Below are 16633 nucleotides of genomic sequence, written 5' to 3' on the forward strand. Positions count from 1 at the left end.
CCTCAGCCGGGCAGCCAGCGGGCCAGGAACGCGCGCAGCGGCTCGGCGTGCCGGACCGAGTCGTCCCAGCGGGCCTGCAGGTCCTCCAGCAGGTGCCGCTCGGCCAGCAGCTCGCCGCCGCGCCAGGCCCGGACGACCGGGTGCAGGAACGCGCACTCCTCGGCCCGCTCCGGCTCCGGGTGGCGGCGGATGGCGAACACGTCGGCGTAGTCGCGCCGCCCCCACCGCAGCGTGACCGTGAACGTCAGCCCGCCGCCGCCGAACCGCTCGACCGCGTAGTCCTCCGGCAGGTCCCGGTAGTGCCGTACGCCGCCGTCGACGACGTAGGCGTCGCACAGGTACTCGAACTGCGTCCACAGCGCCGAGCTGTGGTTGACCCGCGCCAGCATCGACCGCGTCAGCGCCTCGGCCTCGGCGGGCACCGCGCCCTCGGGCAGGGGGACGCCGTCGTAGCGCTCGCCGAGCAGCGCGGCCAGCACGCGCAGGTTGTAGCGGAAGCCGTCGACGAACGCCGACGAGGCCCGCTTGAAGTCGCGCGCCTGCATCAGCGTGCCCGCGAAGTACAGGCCGTCGACGTTGGCCGAGCGGAAGTCGGGCCGGATGGCCGGCAGCCGCCCGCCGGGCGCCATCTCCGGCCGGCACTCCTCGGCGAACAGGCCGGTGTCCATGACGAAGCCGGTGCAGCGCAGCACCGCGTCGTAGTCGAGCTCGGCCCGCTCGCCGTCGGCCAGCGTGTAGGTGATGGAGGCGCGCACGCCCTCGCCGTGCCGTTCGAGCTTGTCGACGGTGCATTCCAGCACGGCGTGCAGCGTCTTGAACCAGTAGCTGTCCAGCAGCGCCCCGTACTGGCCGCGCACGTGGCCGGGGTGCTTGGTGGTCCAGGCGAGCCGGACCGGGCTGGGGCTGGCCAGGTGGATGACGGACGCGTGCGGCAGCAGCGCCATCGCGGTCTCGAACGCGGCGTTGCCCTTGCCGATGATCAGGACGCGGCGGCCAGTGAACTCCTCGCCGGCCGTCGGCACGTCCTCGTAGCCGGTCGCGAGCTCGATGCCCGGGATGTCGGGCACGTACGGGCCGCTCCAGCCGGAGGCGACGATCACGCACTCGGCGCGCACCACGCGGTCGCCGGCGTGCACCTCGAACAGTCCGTCGCGCTTGCCGACGCGGGTCACCGGCGTGTCGAAGCGGACGTTCAGCCCGTGCAGGGCGTGGAAGTCGCCCAGGTAGCGGACCAGGTCGTCGGCGTGGGGGAAGTATTCGCGCGAGTAGGCGTCGAAGCGCAGGTCGGGGCCGTCGTCGCAGAGCAGCGAGTTCCAGTCCCAGCGGAGCTGGATCTCGCGTTCCTTCTCGCCGGTGTTGACCTTGTTGAGCGAGATGAGCCGCCGGTGGCGCGGGTAGCGGCGGAAGAAGCCGCCGGGCGCGTGCTCGCGTTCGAGGGTGAGGTAGTCGGCGCCCGCGCGCTGGAGGAAGTAGCTGAGCTGGAGCCCGGCGGGACCGGCTCCGATGATCACGTAGCGGTGCCGCTCGTCATCCATCGGCGACGCTCGTGTAGCCCCGCTCGACGATGCGCTCGGCGGAGGCGGCGTAGAAGGAGTCGTCGTCCGGCGTGTCGGTGGCCAGGCCGTCGACGTAGCGGTTGAACATGCAGAACGCGGCGGCGATCAGCACGGTGTCGTGGATCTCCACCTCGGTGGCGCCCTCGGCCTCGGCGGCGGCGACGAGCTCGCCGGTGACGTTCTTGCCGCCGCGCTGCACGGCGGCGGCGATGGCCAGCAGCGCGCGGAGCTTCGGCGTGACCGGCGCGCTCGCGGCGTCGGCGTGGACCGCGGCGACGAGGTCCGCGCCCTCGGGCAGCTGCGCGGCGGCGAACGCCGAGTGGGAGGCGGTGCAGTAGGAGCACGCGTTGAGCCCTGACACGTAGGCGGCGATCAGCTCGCGCTCGCCGCGGGTCAGGGTGCTGTCGCCGCGCAGCAGGACCTCCGCCAGCGCGTTCAGCGGCCGGGCCGTCTCGGGCCGGAACGCGAACAGGCCGCGGATGCCCGGCATTCCGGAATCGATGGTGACGTGGGGCAAGACACAACTCCTTCGGACGACCGGGCACCTGCATGATCGTTGTGTAATGCGCGCCTGTCAACGCCTCTTTTCCGGTCGCCGGCCCCATTTGTTTTCCCGGCGGCGGGACAAGGGTTGTCGGGCGTTACCGCCCGGCGTAATGTCACGCACGCCACGTGAACCCCGTTTAACGACCGGAGAGTGCGTCATGGCCGATCACCCGAACATCACCGTCGCCGCCAACAGCTACGACGCGATGGCGAAGGGCAACTGGGATTACCTGCGCGACGAACTTCTCACCGACGACGTGGTCTTCCACGTGCCCGGCCAGGGCTCGCTGGCCCGCGACTACCGGGGCAAGGACGAGGTGCTGGGCTATCTCAAGCGTCTCGCCCAGAGCACCGGCGACACGTTGCGGATGGAGCCGCGCACGTTCCTGGTGGGCGACGACCACGTCGCGGCGATGCTGAGCGTCTACGCCGAGCGCGAGGGCCGGGTCCTGGAGGACACCGGCCTGCAGGTCTACCGCGTCTCCGGCGGCAGGATCAGCGAGCGGTGGAGCTACCCGGACGACCCTGGCGCCGTGGACGCGTTCTTCGCCTCCTGATCACGCGCTCTCGGCCAGCTCCTTGCGCCAGACGGCCACGTAGCCGCTGGTCAGGCGGGCCCTGGCCGCATAGTGCTCCGGATCGTCGCAGGCCAGCGTGGCCAGCCCGTCGACGTAGCGGTTGTACATGCAGAACGCCGCGGCGATCAGCACCGTGTCGTGGATCGCCAGGTCCGTGGCCCCCTCGGCCCTGGCGGCCTCGACCAGGTCGGCGCCGACCTGCTGCCCGCCGCGCTGCACCGCCGCCGCGATCGCGAGCAGCGCCCGCAGCCTGGCGGAGATCGGCGCCGTGTCCGGGTCGGCCCGCACCGCGTCGACCAGCTTCATGCCCTCGGGCAGCCGGACCGCGGCGAACGCCGCGTGGGTGTGGAAGCAGAACCGGCACCGGTTCAGCGACGACACGTACGCCGCGATCAGCTCACGTTCGGCGCGGTCCAGGGTGTCGTCGCCGGAGAGGAGCACCTCCGACAACTGCGTGAGCGGCGCCGCCGCCTCGGGCCGGTAGCGGAACAGCCCGCGAATTCCCGGCTCATCCGAAACCAGTGTAATGTGCGGGCGTTTTCCGCCCGCGTGGTTGACGAATTCCCGCCGCCGCGGGGGCCAATTCACCTGTGCCATTTGCCGTCCCTTCGTCCGCCGAATTCGCCTGCATACTGCAAGTGTGCGGCCCGGGCCGCCGCGTATCCGGAATTGTGCGGGCCAGCATGATGTCCGCCGTGACACGTTCCTGTCAGCCCGGACGCTGGACGGCGGCGGGACTCAGTCCCGCAGGGCGCGCGCCAGGGCGTTGCCGTCGCCGGGGGCGACCGGTTCGGTGAGGAAGACCGGCCCCTGGGCCATGAACCTCGGCCGGGTGCCGCGGTGCTCGTCGGCGGCGTGCACGGTCAGCGGGTGCACGAGGTAGACGTCGCCGGGCAGGCCGGTCGCGCGGGCCACCGGGCGGTCGCGGGACGCCTCGTCCAGCAGCGGCCCGGCCTCGAACGGGTCGAGCACCCGCTCGCCCAGCACGCGGGCGGCGTCACGGTGGGAGCCCACCCGGATGCGGGTCGGCGCGTCGTCCTCGCCCACCTCCGACAGCAGCGTGAGCAGCAGCATCGTCTCGGGCCGCCCGGACACCGCCCAGGAGCCGTCGGGCCGGGCCACGGAGGCGTCGATGTGCCAGCCCCGGTCGTCGACCTCCGACTTGCCGGGGAAGCGGACCGGCATGTTGCCGATGGCTCCGCGCGGCTTCCAGCCGCCCGGCCCGGCCAGCGCGTCGAGCGCCTCGGCCAGGCGGGCGCTGCGGACGAACGCGCCGAACGGCCCCTGGCCGGTGACGTCGGCGGCCCACACCACGGGCTGCCGCCATCCGGCGGGGTCGTCGGGCGACAGGCCGATCTGGTGCCACACCGCCGCCCTGGCCGCGTCGCCGGCCTCGCGGGGCACGGCGGCCTCCAGCTTGACGAATCCGTCGGCGACGAAACGCTCCACGTCCACAACAGTCATGGCAGCCACCGTAACGGGGCTGTCCACTGCTTTTTCAGCGGCCGACCAGCGCCTGGAGCAGGCCGGGGAAGGCCTCGTCGATCTCGTCGCGGCGCAGCGCGTTCATCCGGGAGGTGCCCACGTAGTGCTGGCGGATGAGGCCGGCCTCGCGCAGCACGTTGAAGTGGTGGGTGGCGGTGGACTTGCTGACGGGCAGCTCGATGGTGCCGCAGCTGACGTCCTCGCAGGCCCGGTAGAGCTCGCTGACGATGTGGCGGCGCACGGGGTCGACGAGGGCCTCCAGCACCTGCTGGAGGGTGATCGTCCGGATGTCCGGGTGTGGCGGGACGCGCTCCCGCCCGGTTCGCCGTGCCGCCGTCATCACCCCACCCTAGCAAAGTACGGCGACCATCGAAGTTTGACAGCGATCGTACTTTCCGCTTGAGTGAACCCCTCACCACGGAAGGGACGATGCGCGATGACCAGGACGGTGCGCTTCCACGAGCTCGGCGGGCCCGAGGTACTGCGGCTGGAGGACGTGGAGCCCGGCGACCCCGGCCCCGGCGAGCTGCTGGTCCGGGTCGACGCGATCGGGCTCAACCGCGCCGAGACGCTGTTCCGCAGCGGCCACTACATCGAGCCGGTCAAGGAGTTCCCCTCCCGGCTCGGCGCCGAGGCCGCGGGCGTGGTCGAGGGCGTCGGCGCCGGCGTGACGGGGTTCGCCCCCGGCCAGGAGATCAGCGTGGTGCCCGCGTTCTCCATGAACGACTACGGCGTCTACGCCGAGCGCGCGGTGGTCCCGGCCGCGGCGGTGCTGTCCCGCCCCGCCGGGCTCGACGCGGTCGGCGGCGCGGCGGTGTGGATGCCGTACCTGACGGCGTACGGGGCGCTCGTGGAGGTCGGCGGGATGCGAGCGGGCGACACGGTCGTGCTGACGGCGGCCTCCAGCAGCGTCGGCCTGGCCGCCATCCAGATCGCCGGCCGCGTCGGCGCGGTGCCGGTCGCGACCACCCGCACGCGGGCCAAGGCGGCGCGGCTGCGCGCGGCCGGGGCGGCCGAGGTGATCGTCACCGAGGAGGAGGACGTGGCCGCGCGGGTGCTCGCGCTGACCGGCGGGCGCGGCGCCGAGTTCGTCTTCGACGCCGTCGCCGGTCCCGGCGTGCTGGAGCTGGGCCGGGCGGTCGCGCCGGGCGGCTCGCTGATCATGTACGGGGCGCTGAGCGGCGAGGTGACGCCCTATCCGGGGTTCGCGCTCGGCATGCCCGCCCTGAACATGCGCACCTACACCGTGCACGAGACGACCACCGACCCGGACCGGCTGCGCCGCGCCGAGGCGTTCGTCGCCTCCGGCCTGCGCGCCGGCGCGTTCGCGCCCGTCGTGGACCGCGTCTTCGACCTGGCCGACGTCGCCGAGGCGCACCGTTACCTGGAGTCGGGCGCCCAGGTCGGCAAGATCGTCGTCACGACGGGCCGGTGACGGGCACACCCCGCTCCCTGATGGGCGCGTAGAGCGCGCTCCAGCCGTTGAACAGCCCGGTCGCGAAGTAGTGGACGTTGGTGACGAGCACGGCCAGCAGCGTCATGGCCACGTACAGCCCCAGCCCGGCCGCCCTGACGAGGTCGACGGGCAGCGTGTACGCGATCGCGACCCGGGCCGCGGCGTCGAGCAGCAGCGCCACGGACCAGATCACGGTGGACACCCGCCAGATCCGGCGGAAGGCGGGCAGCCGCTCCCAGTAGACGTCCCACGGCTCGCGCAGCGGCCCGCGCGGGAGCCTGCGCTCCACCAGCGGCCGGGTGAACTCGTAGGCCATCGGCCTCCCCCACCGCACCGAGGCCAGGAACCACAGCCCGGCGGCGGCGGTGACGAACCCCTCCTTGGCCAGCAGCAGCCGCTCGTCCCCGCCGACCAGCGCCGCCAGCAGGGCGATGCCCATCATGCCCGCCATGAACAGGCCGAGCCCGTCCAGCCTGCGCCCCCGGGCGAACTGCCAGGCGGTGACCACGGCGGGAACCAGCGCGTCGACCAGCAACGCGAGATAGACGCTGACCCCGAGCGCGCGCAGCCCGTAGTAGACCCCCAGCGGCACCACGACGTTCAGCGCGAACGACAGGGCCCGGCTCACCCGCCGCTCCGGGTGGCCAGGTCGAACAGCGTCACGAGCTCGCGCGCGTATACGTCGAGGTCGAGGTCGGGCTTGGTGCGCAGCAGGAACGGCAGCCCGTCGAGCGAGCGCTGGATGGTCGCCGCCATGACGAACGTGTCGAACTGCCGGAACTCCCCCCGGCTCTGCCCGTCACGCAGGATCGCCTCCAGGTGCCCGAGGACGCCGTTCTCCTCGTCGGGGCCGTAGGACCGGCTCTCCCCCTCGCCGCCGCGCCAGTCGAGGAAGATCGTCATCAGCGCCTGCATATCACCGGCGTGCGTCGCGTTGAACTCCACCAGCCCGGTGATGTACGCGCGCAACCGGGCGGCGGCGCCGGGCAGCCCGGCCATCCGCTCCCCCAGGTGGCGGCCGAGCTTGCCGATGACGTGGCTGACGACCTCGGCCATCAGCTCGTCCTTGCCGGCGAAGTGATAGGAGATCAGCCGCGTGCTGCTGAGCCCGGCCCGCTTGGCGATCCGGGCGAACGACGTCTGGCCGTAGCCGGCCTCGCTCAGGGTCTCCACGGTCGCGGTGATGATCTGCGCGCGCCGGGCCTCCCCCGTGAACGTTCTTACTTGCATGAGTAAAACATACGCCATTCGAGTAACCGGCGCCAGGTCAGCCCAGCGGCTGGGCGGAGCCGAACACGCCGTGCGGGTCGTAGACGGCCTTCAGCTCGCGCAGCCGGGGCAGGTTGGCCCCGTGGTAGGCGCGCGCCCAGTCGGCCAGGTCCGGGTCCGGGTAGTTGGGGTAGACGCCGGACGTCCACGGGGAGATGCGCTCCCAGGTGCGGCGCAGCCAGGCGTGCGCGTCCCTGCGGCGGCTGTCGCTGGCCCGGAAGCCGACCTGCACGGCCTGCTTGAGCAGGAAACGCGGCGTGCGGTGGGCGAAGGCCGTCGCGGCGGGGCCGACGCGGCCGATCGCGCCCGCCCACGGCACGAACTCCAGGTCGCGGATCTCGCCGTAGACCCGGTCGGCGGCCAGCCGTTCCAGCAGGTCCTCGACGGCGCCCCGGGGCAGGACGCCGGGCAGGAAGCCCGACTTGCTCAGGCGCAGGCCGGGCCGCTCGCCTTGCGGCAGCTCCGTGGCGGCTCCGGCTCCGCCGTCGGCGTAGGAGTGGTGGCAGGCGGCCGCGGCGCCCTCCAGCCGGGTGAGCGTGAGCCGGTCCACCGGGGCCAAGGCGGCCACCAGCTCGGCGGCCTGCTCCTGCGGCCCGGCGACGACGCCGAACAGCACCGCGTACGGCTCCTCCTCGGGCTCGTCGCCGGCGATGACGGCGATCTCCAGGTTGACCTCGTCCGGCGCGCCGGGCGCCCAGTGCTGCCAGGCGTCCACGAGGGCGGCGGCGTCGCCGAAGCCGCAGATCGCCTGGACGGCGGTGACGGGGACGATCGGCCGGGTGCGCAGCGTCAGCCGGGTGACGGCGCCGAACGTGCCGCCGCCCGCCCCGCGCAGCCCCCACAGCAGGTCGTCGCCCGCCTCGACGGCCCGCCCGTCCGCCAGGACGACGCGCGCGGCCAGCAGGTGGTCGGCGCCGAGCCCGTACAGGCGGGAGAAGACGCCGTAGCCGCCGCCGAGGACCGCGCCCGTCACGCCCACGGCCGGGCACCAGCCGCAGGGCACCATGCGCCCGTGCTCGGCCAGCCGCCGGGCCAGCTCGCCGATCCGCACGCCGGGCCCCACCCGCACCGTGCCGTCGCCGACCTCGATCGTCCGCATCCCGCCGAGGTCGACCAGGAGGCCGGTCGTCGAGGAGTGCTCGGCGAAGCTGTGGCCGCCGCCGCGCAGCGCGAACGGCAGGCCGCGGGCGCGCGCGAGCTCCAGCGCGCCGATCACGTCGGCCTCGGTGCCGCAGCAGGCCACGGCGGCGGGCAGCGCCTCGTCGAGCGTGCCCAGGAACGGCTTGCGGCGGGCCTGGTAACCGGGCTCGCCGGGGCGGATGAGCCGCGGACCGGTCATCGGCGGGCCGGCTTGCCGGTCTGGAGCGCGTACAGCTCGGCGTAGCGGCCGCGCAGCGCCAGCAGCTCCTCGTGGGTGCCCTGCTCGGCGATGCGGCCCTGGTGCAGCAGGTAGACGCGGTCGGCGTGCCGCACGCTGGTCAGCCGGTGCGTGATCAGCACGACCGTGCGCTCGCCGGCGATCCGCCGGAGCGTCTCGTAGACGGCGTACTCCGCCTTGGCGTCCAGCGGCGCGGTCGGCTCGTCCCAGATCAGCAGCGGCCCGTCGCGGAACAGCCCGCGGGCGACTGCCAGGCGCTGCCACTGCCCGGCCGACAGCTCGTGACCGCCCCGGAACTGCTTGGACAGCAGCGTCCGCCAGCCCGAGGGCAGCCCGGCGATCACGTCGTCGGCGGCGGCGAGCGAGGCGGCCTCGCGCAGGGCGTGGTCGCCCGGGTCGGGGCGGTCGTGGCGGCCCATGCGGACGTTGGTCCTGGCGTCGTGCGGCCAGCGGACCGGGTGCTGCGGCACCAGCACGACCCGGTCGGCCAGCGAGCGCGGGTCCAGCCCGGCGCAGTCGAGCCCGTCCCAGCACATGGTCCCGGTGGTGGGCCGGTACAGCCCGGCCAGCAGCCTGGCCAGCGTGGTCTTGCCCGAGCCGTTCTCGCCGACGAGCGCGATCGTCCGGCCGGCGTGGACGGTCAGGTCGATGCCGCGCAGCGCGGGCCCGGCGCCGCCCGGGTAGGTGAAGCCGACGTCGCGCAGGGTGATGCGCGCGGGTGAGCGGGGCGCGGGCACGCCGCCCTCGGGCCGCCTCCTGGCTTCGGCGTCGGCCAGGAAGTCGTGGTAGTCGGCCACGTACAGGGACTGCTCGAACAACTGGTTGGCGGCCTGGGTGAGCTGGCGCAGCGCCCCGGCGGCCACCCTGACGGCGATCACCGCGGTGCCGGCGGCGGCGGTGGCGATCCAGCCGGCGTGCAGCATCAGCCCGAGCGCGGCCAGCACCCCGGCCAGGGCCAGCCCGGCGGCGGCGCGGCCGGCGGCGGTGGCCCGCGCCATGGCCAGCCCGACCCGCGTCTCCTCCGCCTTCAGCACGTCCGCCACCTGCCGGTACTCGGCGAGCACGGACGGCTCGGCCTGGCAGGCGCGCAGCTCGCCCGCCGGCTCGCGTTCGGTGGCCAGGGAGGTGAGCAGGTCCACGCGGCGGTTCAGCGTGACCATCGCACGCATGCCCGCGTAACCGCGCCTGGCGGCCCTGAGCACCGCCCACGCCTCCGGGATCACCCCGGCGACGAGCAGCGGCACCAGCAGCGGGTGCAGCACGGCGAGCCCGGCGGCGGCGGCCGTCACCCCGCAGGCGGCGCCGAGCAGGTCGACGAGGTTGCCCGCGGAACGGTCGAGGTGGAACAGCCCGCGGTCGCGGGCCCGGTGCAGGCCGTCGAAGAAGTCCACGTCGTCGAGGTCGGCCAGCTGCACGCCGAGCGCCGCGGCGAACAGCCGCTCCTGCGCGGCCCGGCGCAGCGCCGGTTCGAGCCGCGCCCTGGCCAGCTCGACGCCCGCCACGGCGGCTCCGCGCAGCGCCACGATCGCGGCGACGAGGACGAGGTCGGGCAGCGCGGCCAGGATGCGTTCCGGGGCCGCCCCGGCGGCCAGCAGCTCGTCCAGCACGGCGGTGGTCGCCAGCAGGCCGCCCGCCGTCGCCGCGCCGATCGCGAGCTGGAGGGCCAGGACGGCGAGCGCGGGACGGCGCCCGCACTCCCAGACGAGCCGCAGCACGGGCGCGACGAGCGCCGGCAGGCGGCGCAGGGTGTGCCGGGGCCCGTCCGGGCTGTCGAGGTGCCAGTAGGGGGTGACGAGGTCGTCCTGCGCGTCCGCCGTCATGCCGCTCACGCCGGGTCCGGCAGCAGGACGGACGGCAGCGCGCAGTCCGGGTGCATGCGCAGGAGCTGGTAGGCGACGCCGCCGAGTCCGGGCAGCAGGCCAGGCGCGAAGGCGTCCCTGGCCAGGCCGCTGACCGGGCCGTTGACCTCCAGGCTGCCCAGGATGTGGGCGTCCAGGACGGCCCGGTCCACCGGCGCGACCCCGGCGGCCCGCGCGTGCTCGATCACTTCCCAGGAGCCGAGGTCGCCGTGGCAGAGCGTGTGGTTCCAGCCGGTGCCGTCGGCCCAGCAGGAGGCGGCGGCGCGGGCCAGCCGGTCGCGCCAGCGGGCGCCGCCCTCACGGGCGAGCCGGTCGGCGGCGACGATGCCGACGCCGCCCGCGCCGTGGCACCAGGCGGCGGCGGTGAACCCGTCGCCGCGCAGGTCCACCCAGCCGCGCTGGTCCGGGTCGTACAGGGTGTCCTCGTAGGCGAACGCGGCGTCGGCGAGCTCGCGCGTCCCGGCGGGGGCGGCGGCGGTGTCCGCCAGCCGGGACAGCGCCCAGCCGATGCCGGTGGCGCCGTGGGCCAGCCCGCCGAGCCCCTGCGGGAAGCGCGCACCCGGCCAGCACGCCCCGCCGGTCCGGTGCTCGGCCAGGGCGGCGAGGCGTTCGCCGATGGACGCGGCCAGCGCGCTCCAGCGCGGCTCCCCGGTCTGCTCGGCCAGCCGCAGCAGGGGGACGATCGCCCCGGACATGCCGGACAGCAGGTCGTAGCCGTCGTCGGCGTCGATCGCCTCCGGCAGCAGCTCGGCCAGCGCGCGGGCGCGGTCCGGCGCCTCCTCCCCGGCCGCGCCGAGCGCGCGCAGCAGCAGCCAGCCCCACACCTGCGAGGTGATGCCGAGGTACGCGCCGGGCGGTTCCGGCCGCAGCCGCATGTCCGCGCGCCGCTGGGCGGCGTCGCGGTCCTCGGTCAGGCGTACGGTGCGCAGGACGGCCGCCAGCAGGCCGGGCAGCTCGTCGACGGGCTCGGCCCGGCCGGCGGCGGCCTCGACCACGTAGGCGGCCAGCAGGACGGCCACGCCGTGCGCGCCGCCGTACAGGTCGGCCGACAGCGGCTGCACCGCCCAGCCGGTGGGGTTGAGCACGGGCGTGATCCAGGTGACGGTGCCGTCGGGCCCGCGCACGGCGGCGTCCAGCACGCCCCGCATGATGCCGGCCGCCGCCGCGCGCCGTCTGGGCTCCAGCCGGTCGGTGAGGAGCAGGCCGGGCGACAGCCGCTTGTCCTCCGGCATCCAGCCCTCGTTCAGGTACGCGCTGACCAGGGCCGCCTGCGCCACCCGGCGGTCCAGCGCGTGGTCACGCGCCCGCCAGCGGGCCACGGCGTCGGCCACCAGGTCGAGCTCGGGCCCGCACCGGCTGCCTCCGGGGCCGCGCAGCACGCCCACCCGGGGCGTGGTGTCGAACAGCGGGATGTCGCCCTGGCACAGCTCGTCCACCTCGGCGGCGATGACGGCGGCGTCGCCGGGGGCGCCGGGCACGTTCTCGGACATCCTGGCCAGCAGCGCGGCGGCCCTGGCCCGGGCGGGCGCCTCGTCGTGCAGCGCGACGGGATGCCAGAGCATGCGGGCCAGCTCGGCGTAGGACTCGGTGGAGCGCAGCACGGCGCGGACCGGGCAGTCGGCGAAGCCCGCCAGCAGCGGCTCCAGCTTGGCCGACCGGTCCAGCTCGGCGAGGCGTTCGTCGAGCTCGTCGAACCCGGCGATGATGGCGTCCCAGTAGTGGCCGAGGACCGGCTCGGGGCTGGGGTGGTTGGCCGCCGGGGGCAGCTCCACCCGTTCGGTGCCCATTCTCGGGCTGTCGGTGCCGGCGTCGAGCACGACCGGCAGCTCGACCTCCGGCTGCTGGCCGGGCAGCGCCCCGGCCGCCGACATGTCGACGCCCCGCCAGCCCAGCGCGACGCCGCGCCCGGGGAGCAGCCCGGTGCGCATGACGGAGGCGTTGACCAGCTCGACGGCCAGGTCGACGGCCTGGCCGTAGCCGGAGGGGCGGGCCTTGGCGTGCGGGGTGAACAGGCTCTCGCAGTCGACGACCACCGGGTGCGGGCCCGCCGCGATGAGGTTCTCGGCGTGCAGGTCGCTGCCGCCGAGCAGGCGCATGAGAGCCAGCCAGTGGCCCATCCCCCGGTAGAAGGCGCGCAGCTCCGCGGCGTCGGCGCAGTGGCGGTGCTCGATGTGCTCGGCCCAGCCGTACCCGTCGCGGCTCACGACCTCGGGCACCCGCATGGTGGAGTCGCCGAGGTGGGTGAGCAGCCGGGCGAGCTCGGCGTCGACGGCCAGCGAGCGCGGCTTGTACAGCACCCGCCCGTCCTCGCCGTGCGCCAGCACGACCGTCTGCCCGCCGCGGTGGCTGTCTCCGGCGCCGAACTCGACGTGGGTGAGCTCGCCTGACGGCGCGCCGGGCAGCGCGGCCAGCGCGGCGCGGTCGCGGGCGAAGCGGGCGGCGAAGCGGTGTGCGGCCTCGCAGCGGTTGCGGATCACGGTCGCCAGCCGGGCCTTCATGGCCGGGTACGGGCCGTCCAGGCCGTGCCAGAACGCCGGTTCCGCCACGGTCCGCTTCCACTGCTCCCAGCGGGCGGCGGGGTCGGGGGCGGTCAGGCGCCCGGAGAGCCGGGCGGCGTTCACCTCCAGGACCAGCACTCTGGTGATCTTGCGGCGGACGTCTTCGTCCAGGGACCGCGCCGAGCCCGCCAGGACGGCTGCGCGCTCGGCCCCGGCGAGGCCGGTGAGCCGTCCCAGCCGGGCCTCCAGGTCGGCCAGAGCCGGTCCGATCAGCGGGTCCAGCGGTGGGTCGAACTCACCGGCCATGTGCTCCCGTCCCCGCTCAGCAGCAGTAACGGGTGCGAGAAGCCGAGCAGGCGGTGCCGCACTTCCCGGACGCGCCCGGCCCGGTCATGGTGATCTCGGACTCGGCGTACGTGCCCTGCAGCAGCGGGCCCACCGGGCTGTCCGGCTCGTCGCCCGCCCTCCAGGCGGCGATGATCTCCTCGGCCCTTTCGAGGGTGACGGTCATCCTTGCTCCCTTCTCGGACTTGGCGTCATGATCTGGTGCCGGGTTCATGACGGCTAGACGTCAAAACTGCGCACTTGACACGACATTCCGGATATGAGAAAGACAGGCGTGATCACCGTTTCCGTCGTGGACGATGACCGGATGCTCATCGACGGCCTGGCCGCCTGGCTCGCCGCGGTGCCCGACGTCCGGCTGATCGGATCGGCCGCGACCGTCGCCGAGCTGCTCGCCGCCGAGCGCTCGCCGGCCGACGTGGTGCTGCTCGACCTGCTGCTCGCCGACCGCTCCGACCCCGCGGGCAACGTGCGCACGCTGGTACGGCTGCGCCGCCGGGTGCTCGTGGTCAGCGTCGTGACCTCGGGCGACATGGCCAGGCAGATGATCGCCGCGGGCGCGGGCGGCTACCTCACCAAGGATCACGACCTGGGGATGCTGGTCGCCAAGGTCAGGGAGGTGGCCGAGGACCGGGTGGCGATCTCGCCCGAGCTGGCGCTCGGCTGGCTGGCCGACCGCGACGGCGACCGGCCGGTCCTGTCGCCGCAGGAACGCGCGGTGCTGCTCGCCTACGCCTCCGGCATGACGCTCACCGCGGCGGCCCGCAGCGCCGGGGTGCAGCCGGGCACCGCCAGGAACTACCTCGAACGCGTCAAGGACAAGTACCGCAAGGCGGGCCGCCCCGCCTACACCAAGCTGGACCTGGCCGACCGCGTCAGGGAGGACGGTCTGGCCACCTGAGCTCCACGCACACCCCCTCGCCCGGCGCGGTGATCACCTCGGCGCGCCCGCCGACCTCGCGCATGCGCCCCATCACCGACGACCGCAGCCCGTAACCGGGCTCGACCAGGCCGGGATCGAAGCCCGTGCCCCGGTCGACGACGCGCACGGTGACCACGCCGTCCACCTCGACCGCGGTCAGCCACGCCTCGCGCTCCCCCGAGTGCCTGGCCACGTTGTTGAGCGCCTCCGCGCCGGCCTCCGCCATCGCCTCCCCCACCTCGTCGGGCACGCCGCTGGGCAGCGCCTCGGCGGCGTAGCGCACGCACAGCCCCAGCCCGGCCGCCCTGGCGACCGCGCGGGCCAGGCCGTTGCCCAGCCCGGTGGCGGGACCGATCGCGTCCTGCCTGATCAGCGTCCGCACGTAGGCGGCGTCGGCCGCGCACCGCCGCCGCACCTCCTCCGTACGGTGGTCCAGGCCGCCGCGGGCGATCGCGGTCAGCGTCGTCAGGACGGTGTCGTGCAGTTGCCGGTAGTGCGCCAGCCTGGCCCGCTCGGCGGCCCGCTCGGCCTCGGCCACCGAGCGCTGCTCGGCCAGGGCGTCCAGCCGCGTCGCCTGGGCGGCCAGGTAGCGGCGGATGAAGAAGACGATGACCGCGAACCACACGTAGCTGTTGACCCGCACGCCCAGCTCCACCACGGCCGGGAGGCGCTGGCCCAGGTCGCCGGCGTGCGCGAGCGCGTAGACCGCGACCGGCGGCAGCAGCGCCGCAAACTGGACCGGCCGCTCGCACACCGCGCCGATCAGCGCGCCCGTCGCCAGCAGCGCGTGGGAGGACCAGTTGGACACGCACGTGCCGGACGAGGGCAGGCACGCCCCGGTCACCCCGATCATGAACACGCAGGTGGCGGCCACGTCGATCACCACCGCCCGGGGGTCGAACCAGCCGCGCCGCGCCACCCAGCGGAACAGCGCCGCGTTCCACGCCAGGGCCACGGCCAGCAGCGCCACGTCGAGCCCCCGGCCGGTGGACAGCGCGGTGACCGGGCCCCGCGCGGTGAACACGCTCGAACAGGCGGGCAGCAGGTAGCTGAGCCGCTGGAGCAGCAGCAGCATCGCCACGAACCTGCGCACCCGCTCGGCGCTGGGCCTGGAGGCCAGGAACAGCGGGTCCCGCCAGCCGAGTGAGCCCCGTCCGCCCGGGTCGCGCGGGTCGCTCGGGGGTGGAGGCTGCATGTGTAGCGACGCCCTTCAGACGAGCCGGACTCTAAGATCCATCGAGCCCGGCGCGATCTCAAGCGCGCGCCTGATACGGGTGTCCGAGTCGCCGTTTTCGGCGTGTGCTCACCTGTCGGCGAGCTCGTCGCGTACGCGGTCGATCAGGGCGGCCCGGTCGACGCCCGCCAGCGCGAGGGCGCGCGGGACCGTGCCCGCCTCGGCCTGGAGGACGGCGATCAGCAGGTGGCCCGGCCGCAGGTCCTTCTTGCGGTGGGCCCTGGCCATCCGGTCCAGGGCGAGCTTGACCGAGGCGCCCAGGCCGAGCCGGCGCTCGGGGTCGCGGGTGGCGGGCGGCAGGTCGAAGTCGCCGAGCGACACCCCGGCGACGCTCAGGCTGTGCTCGAACTCGCGGCGCAGGGCGGCCTTCAGCGCCGCGTGGTCCAGGCCCACCGCGGTGAGCGCCGGATCGGGGCGGGCGGCGATGGCCAGCAGCAGGTGGTGCGCCTCGATGGTGGCCGAGCCGTCCTGCGCGGCCTCCTCCTCGGCGCGTCCCAGGACCTCCTGGAGGTGGAGGTCGATCTCGCTCATGCCCGCCTCCGCAGCGTCACCCCGGCGGCGATGAGCCGCTTGGCGTGCTTCTTGTGGACCGCCTGGCGCGTGACGGCGAGCGCCTCGGCGACCTGCGGCCAGCTCCAGCCGGCCCGCATCGCCTGCTCGACGGCGGCGTCCTCGAGCTGGTCGGCCAGCCGGCGCAGCGCGGCCACGGCGGCCAGCGCGTCGGCCGGATCTTCGCTTGCCATGCGGGCAAGCCTAGCAACTAGAGTTGCTTATGCACGCCGGCCCCGTACAGGGCGCTGAACAGCGGCCACGTCAGCGCGGCCATCTCGGCGGGCGAGCGCGGGCAGCCGCGCTCGAGCCAGTCGGCGGCCACCCCGATGATCGCCCCGCCGGTGAAGGCGGCGGGCACGTTGTGCGGGATGTCGAGCGGGCCGTCGAGCGGGACCCCGGCGCGGGCGGGCAGGCCGGTGCCCTCGCGCAGGCGGTCGTAGACGGCCGCGGTGATGCGGCGGCGGATGTGGTCGGCCACGCGCGCGCTGCCCTGCGGCCCGAGCAGGCCGCGGTAGAGCCCGGCGTGCCCGGCGAGGCTGGCGAAGAACGCCTCCAGCGACAGGGCCGCCTCCCGCTCCAGGTCGGGCGAGCCCGGCGAGGGGGCGGGCAGCGAGGCGATCAGGTCGTCGATCATCGCCGTGCAGGCGGCCTCGGCCAGCTCGTGCACGTCGCGGTAGTGGTCGTAGAAGGTCGAGCGGCTCACCCCGGCGTGCTCGGCGACGTCGGCGACGCTGATGCGCGACAGGTCCTGCTCCTCGACGAGCCGGAGGAGCGCCCGCGCCAGGGCGGCGTGGGTCCGGCGCACCCGCCGGTCGGCCGCGGGGGTGCTGTTTCTGCTAGTGGACACGCATTTCACCCTACCTTCTGACTACATGTGTACGATTTCCTACATGTGTAGGGTAATGTGGCGTCCGGAAGGGAGCACGACCATGCGCACACGTTCCCGGGGTGGCCG

18 protein-coding genes are annotated in these 16633 nt (G+C 74.5%); 3 read left to right on the top strand and 15 right to left on the bottom strand.

Translation table 11 applies throughout. The features are described 5' to 3' along the window. Window positions 1-2: 2 nt before the first annotated feature. Window positions 3-1535: an NAD(P)-binding domain-containing protein gene (locus ACWDXC_RS19425; protein WP_449983666.1), complete on the bottom strand. Its 1533-nt coding sequence runs from the start codon at window positions 1533-1535 to the stop codon at window positions 3-5. Then, complete coding sequence (locus ACWDXC_RS19430; RefSeq protein ID WP_449983669.1) at window positions 1528-2073, bottom strand: carboxymuconolactone decarboxylase family protein; 546 nt, start codon at window positions 2071-2073, stop codon at window positions 1528-1530. The genes ACWDXC_RS19425 and ACWDXC_RS19430 overlap by 8 nt, the downstream gene beginning before the upstream one ends. 187 nt (window positions 2074-2260) lie before the next feature. Here ACWDXC_RS19430 and ACWDXC_RS19435 point away from each other — a divergent pair, with 187 nt between their 5' ends. After that, window positions 2261-2659 carry a nuclear transport factor 2 family protein gene (locus ACWDXC_RS19435; protein WP_449983672.1) on the top strand — a complete coding sequence of 133 codons (399 nt, stop codon included), beginning with the start codon at window positions 2261-2263 and terminating at the stop codon, window positions 2657-2659. Here ACWDXC_RS19435 and ACWDXC_RS19440 read toward each other — a convergent pair whose 3' ends face one another. From ACWDXC_RS19440 to ACWDXC_RS19450, 3 genes are all read right to left on the bottom strand, one after another. Further along, window positions 2660-3268, bottom strand: coding sequence for a carboxymuconolactone decarboxylase family protein (locus ACWDXC_RS19440; RefSeq protein ID WP_449984777.1), 609 nt, complete (start codon window positions 3266-3268; stop codon window positions 2660-2662). 150 nt (window positions 3269-3418) lie between these two features. Continuing rightward, window positions 3419-4144 (bottom strand): phytanoyl-CoA dioxygenase family protein, encoded by a 726-nt coding sequence (locus ACWDXC_RS19445; RefSeq protein ID WP_357593343.1) that lies wholly within the window; start codon window positions 4142-4144, stop codon window positions 3419-3421. Window positions 4145-4178: 34 nt separating this feature from the next. Next, entirely contained in the window at window positions 4179-4505 is a 327-nt protein-coding gene (locus tag ACWDXC_RS19450; RefSeq protein WP_449983675.1) for an ArsR/SmtB family transcription factor, read from the bottom strand. Between the two features lie 96 nt (window positions 4506-4601). Here ACWDXC_RS19450 and ACWDXC_RS19455 point away from each other — a divergent pair, with 96 nt between their 5' ends. Further along, complete coding sequence (locus ACWDXC_RS19455; RefSeq protein WP_449983678.1) at window positions 4602-5600, top strand: zinc-dependent alcohol dehydrogenase family protein; 999 nt, start codon at window positions 4602-4604, stop codon at window positions 5598-5600. Here the strand turns inward: ACWDXC_RS19455 and ACWDXC_RS19460 are convergent. The 6 genes from ACWDXC_RS19460 to ACWDXC_RS19485 are packed head-to-tail and all read right to left on the bottom strand — an operon-like array spanning window position 5584 to window position 13136. Further along, window positions 5584-6249 (bottom strand): VC0807 family protein, encoded by a 666-nt coding sequence (locus ACWDXC_RS19460; protein WP_449983681.1) that lies wholly within the window; start codon window positions 6247-6249, stop codon window positions 5584-5586. The genes ACWDXC_RS19455 and ACWDXC_RS19460 overlap by 17 nt on opposite strands. Further along, window positions 6246-6851 (bottom strand): TetR family transcriptional regulator, encoded by a 606-nt coding sequence (locus ACWDXC_RS19465; RefSeq protein ID WP_449983684.1) that lies wholly within the window; start codon window positions 6849-6851, stop codon window positions 6246-6248. Before ACWDXC_RS19465 ends, ACWDXC_RS19460 begins: the two co-directional genes overlap by 4 nt. 37 nt (window positions 6852-6888) lie before the next feature. After that, the gene (locus ACWDXC_RS19470) at window positions 6889-8229 is read right to left on the bottom strand and encodes an FAD-binding oxidoreductase (protein WP_449983687.1); all 1341 of its coding nucleotides are present in this window, start codon (window positions 8227-8229) and stop codon (window positions 6889-6891) included. Continuing rightward, on the bottom strand, window positions 8226-10088 hold the full coding sequence (locus ACWDXC_RS19475; protein ID WP_449984780.1) for an ABC transporter ATP-binding protein: 1863 nt from the start codon (window positions 10086-10088) through the stop codon (window positions 8226-8228). The genes ACWDXC_RS19470 and ACWDXC_RS19475 overlap by 4 nt, the downstream gene beginning before the upstream one ends. Before the next feature lie 5 nt (window positions 10089-10093). Beyond that, on the bottom strand, window positions 10094-12931 hold the full coding sequence (locus tag ACWDXC_RS19480) for a type 2 lanthipeptide synthetase LanM family protein (protein WP_449983690.1): 2838 nt from the start codon (window positions 12929-12931) through the stop codon (window positions 10094-10096). Between the two features lie 16 nt (window positions 12932-12947). Further along, the gene (locus ACWDXC_RS19485) at window positions 12948-13136 is read right to left on the bottom strand and encodes a DUF6229 family protein (RefSeq protein WP_219508646.1); all 189 of its coding nucleotides are present in this window, start codon (window positions 13134-13136) and stop codon (window positions 12948-12950) included. A gap of 126 nt (window positions 13137-13262) precedes the next feature. Here ACWDXC_RS19485 and ACWDXC_RS19490 point away from each other — a divergent pair, with 126 nt between their 5' ends. Continuing rightward, on the top strand, window positions 13263-13871 hold the full coding sequence (locus ACWDXC_RS19490; RefSeq protein WP_364183537.1) for a hypothetical protein: 609 nt from the start codon (window positions 13263-13265) through the stop codon (window positions 13869-13871). On the opposite strand, the gene ACWDXC_RS19495 is transcribed toward ACWDXC_RS19490, so the two are convergent. From ACWDXC_RS19495 to ACWDXC_RS19510, 4 genes are all read right to left on the bottom strand, one after another. After that, window positions 13846-15087: an ATP-binding protein gene (locus tag ACWDXC_RS19495; RefSeq protein WP_449983694.1), complete on the bottom strand. Its 1242-nt coding sequence runs from the start codon at window positions 15085-15087 to the stop codon at window positions 13846-13848. The genes ACWDXC_RS19490 and ACWDXC_RS19495 overlap by 26 nt on opposite strands. A gap of 108 nt (window positions 15088-15195) precedes the next feature. After that, window positions 15196-15657, bottom strand: coding sequence for a Clp protease N-terminal domain-containing protein (locus ACWDXC_RS19500; RefSeq protein WP_449983696.1), 462 nt, complete (start codon window positions 15655-15657; stop codon window positions 15196-15198). Beyond that, window positions 15654-15869, bottom strand: a complete 216-nt coding sequence (locus ACWDXC_RS19505) for a hypothetical protein (RefSeq protein ID WP_219508642.1) — start codon at window positions 15867-15869, stop codon at window positions 15654-15656. The genes ACWDXC_RS19500 and ACWDXC_RS19505 overlap by 4 nt, the downstream gene beginning before the upstream one ends. A gap of 17 nt (window positions 15870-15886) precedes the next feature. Next, window positions 15887-16525: a TetR/AcrR family transcriptional regulator gene (locus tag ACWDXC_RS19510; RefSeq protein ID WP_449983699.1), complete on the bottom strand. Its 639-nt coding sequence runs from the start codon at window positions 16523-16525 to the stop codon at window positions 15887-15889. Window positions 16526-16633: the final 108 nt, after the last annotated feature.

The sequence above is a fragment of the Nonomuraea sp. NPDC003214 genome (genome assembly GCF_053590035.1).

Bases quoted from the DNA above. Each gene is read 5' to 3' on its own strand.
- ACWDXC_RS19425 (WP_449983666.1), bottom strand. From the start codon at position 1,535: ATGGATGACGAGCGGCACCGCTACGTGATCATCGGAGCCGGTCCCGCC.
- ACWDXC_RS19435 (WP_449983672.1), top strand. From the start codon at position 2,261: ATGGCCGATCACCCGAACATCACCGTCGCCGCCAACAGCTACGACGCG.
- ACWDXC_RS19445 (WP_357593343.1), bottom strand. From the start codon at position 4,144: ATGACTGTTGTGGACGTGGAGCGTTTCGTCGCCGACGGATTCGTCAAG.
- ACWDXC_RS19450 (WP_449983675.1), bottom strand. From the start codon at position 4,505: ATGACGGCGGCACGGCGAACCGGGCGGGAGCGCGTCCCGCCACACCCG.
- ACWDXC_RS19455 (WP_449983678.1), top strand. From the start codon at position 4,602: ATGACCAGGACGGTGCGCTTCCACGAGCTCGGCGGGCCCGAGGTACTG.
- ACWDXC_RS19465 (WP_449983684.1), bottom strand. From the start codon at position 6,851: ATGCAAGTAAGAACGTTCACGGGGGAGGCCCGGCGCGCGCAGATCATC.
- ACWDXC_RS19470 (WP_449983687.1), bottom strand. From the start codon at position 8,229: ATGACCGGTCCGCGGCTCATCCGCCCCGGCGAGCCCGGTTACCAGGCC.
- ACWDXC_RS19475 (WP_449984780.1), bottom strand. From the start codon at position 10,088: ATGACGGCGGACGCGCAGGACGACCTCGTCACCCCCTACTGGCACCTC.
- ACWDXC_RS19480 (WP_449983690.1), bottom strand. From the start codon at position 12,931: ATGGCCGGTGAGTTCGACCCACCGCTGGACCCGCTGATCGGACCGGCT.
- ACWDXC_RS19485 (WP_219508646.1), bottom strand. From the start codon at position 13,136: ATGACCGTCACCCTCGAAAGGGCCGAGGAGATCATCGCCGCCTGGAGG.
- ACWDXC_RS19495 (WP_449983694.1), bottom strand. From the start codon at position 15,087: ATGCAGCCTCCACCCCCGAGCGACCCGCGCGACCCGGGCGGACGGGGC.
- ACWDXC_RS19500 (WP_449983696.1), bottom strand. From the start codon at position 15,657: ATGAGCGAGATCGACCTCCACCTCCAGGAGGTCCTGGGACGCGCCGAG.
- ACWDXC_RS19505 (WP_219508642.1), bottom strand. From the start codon at position 15,869: ATGGCAAGCGAAGATCCGGCCGACGCGCTGGCCGCCGTGGCCGCGCTG.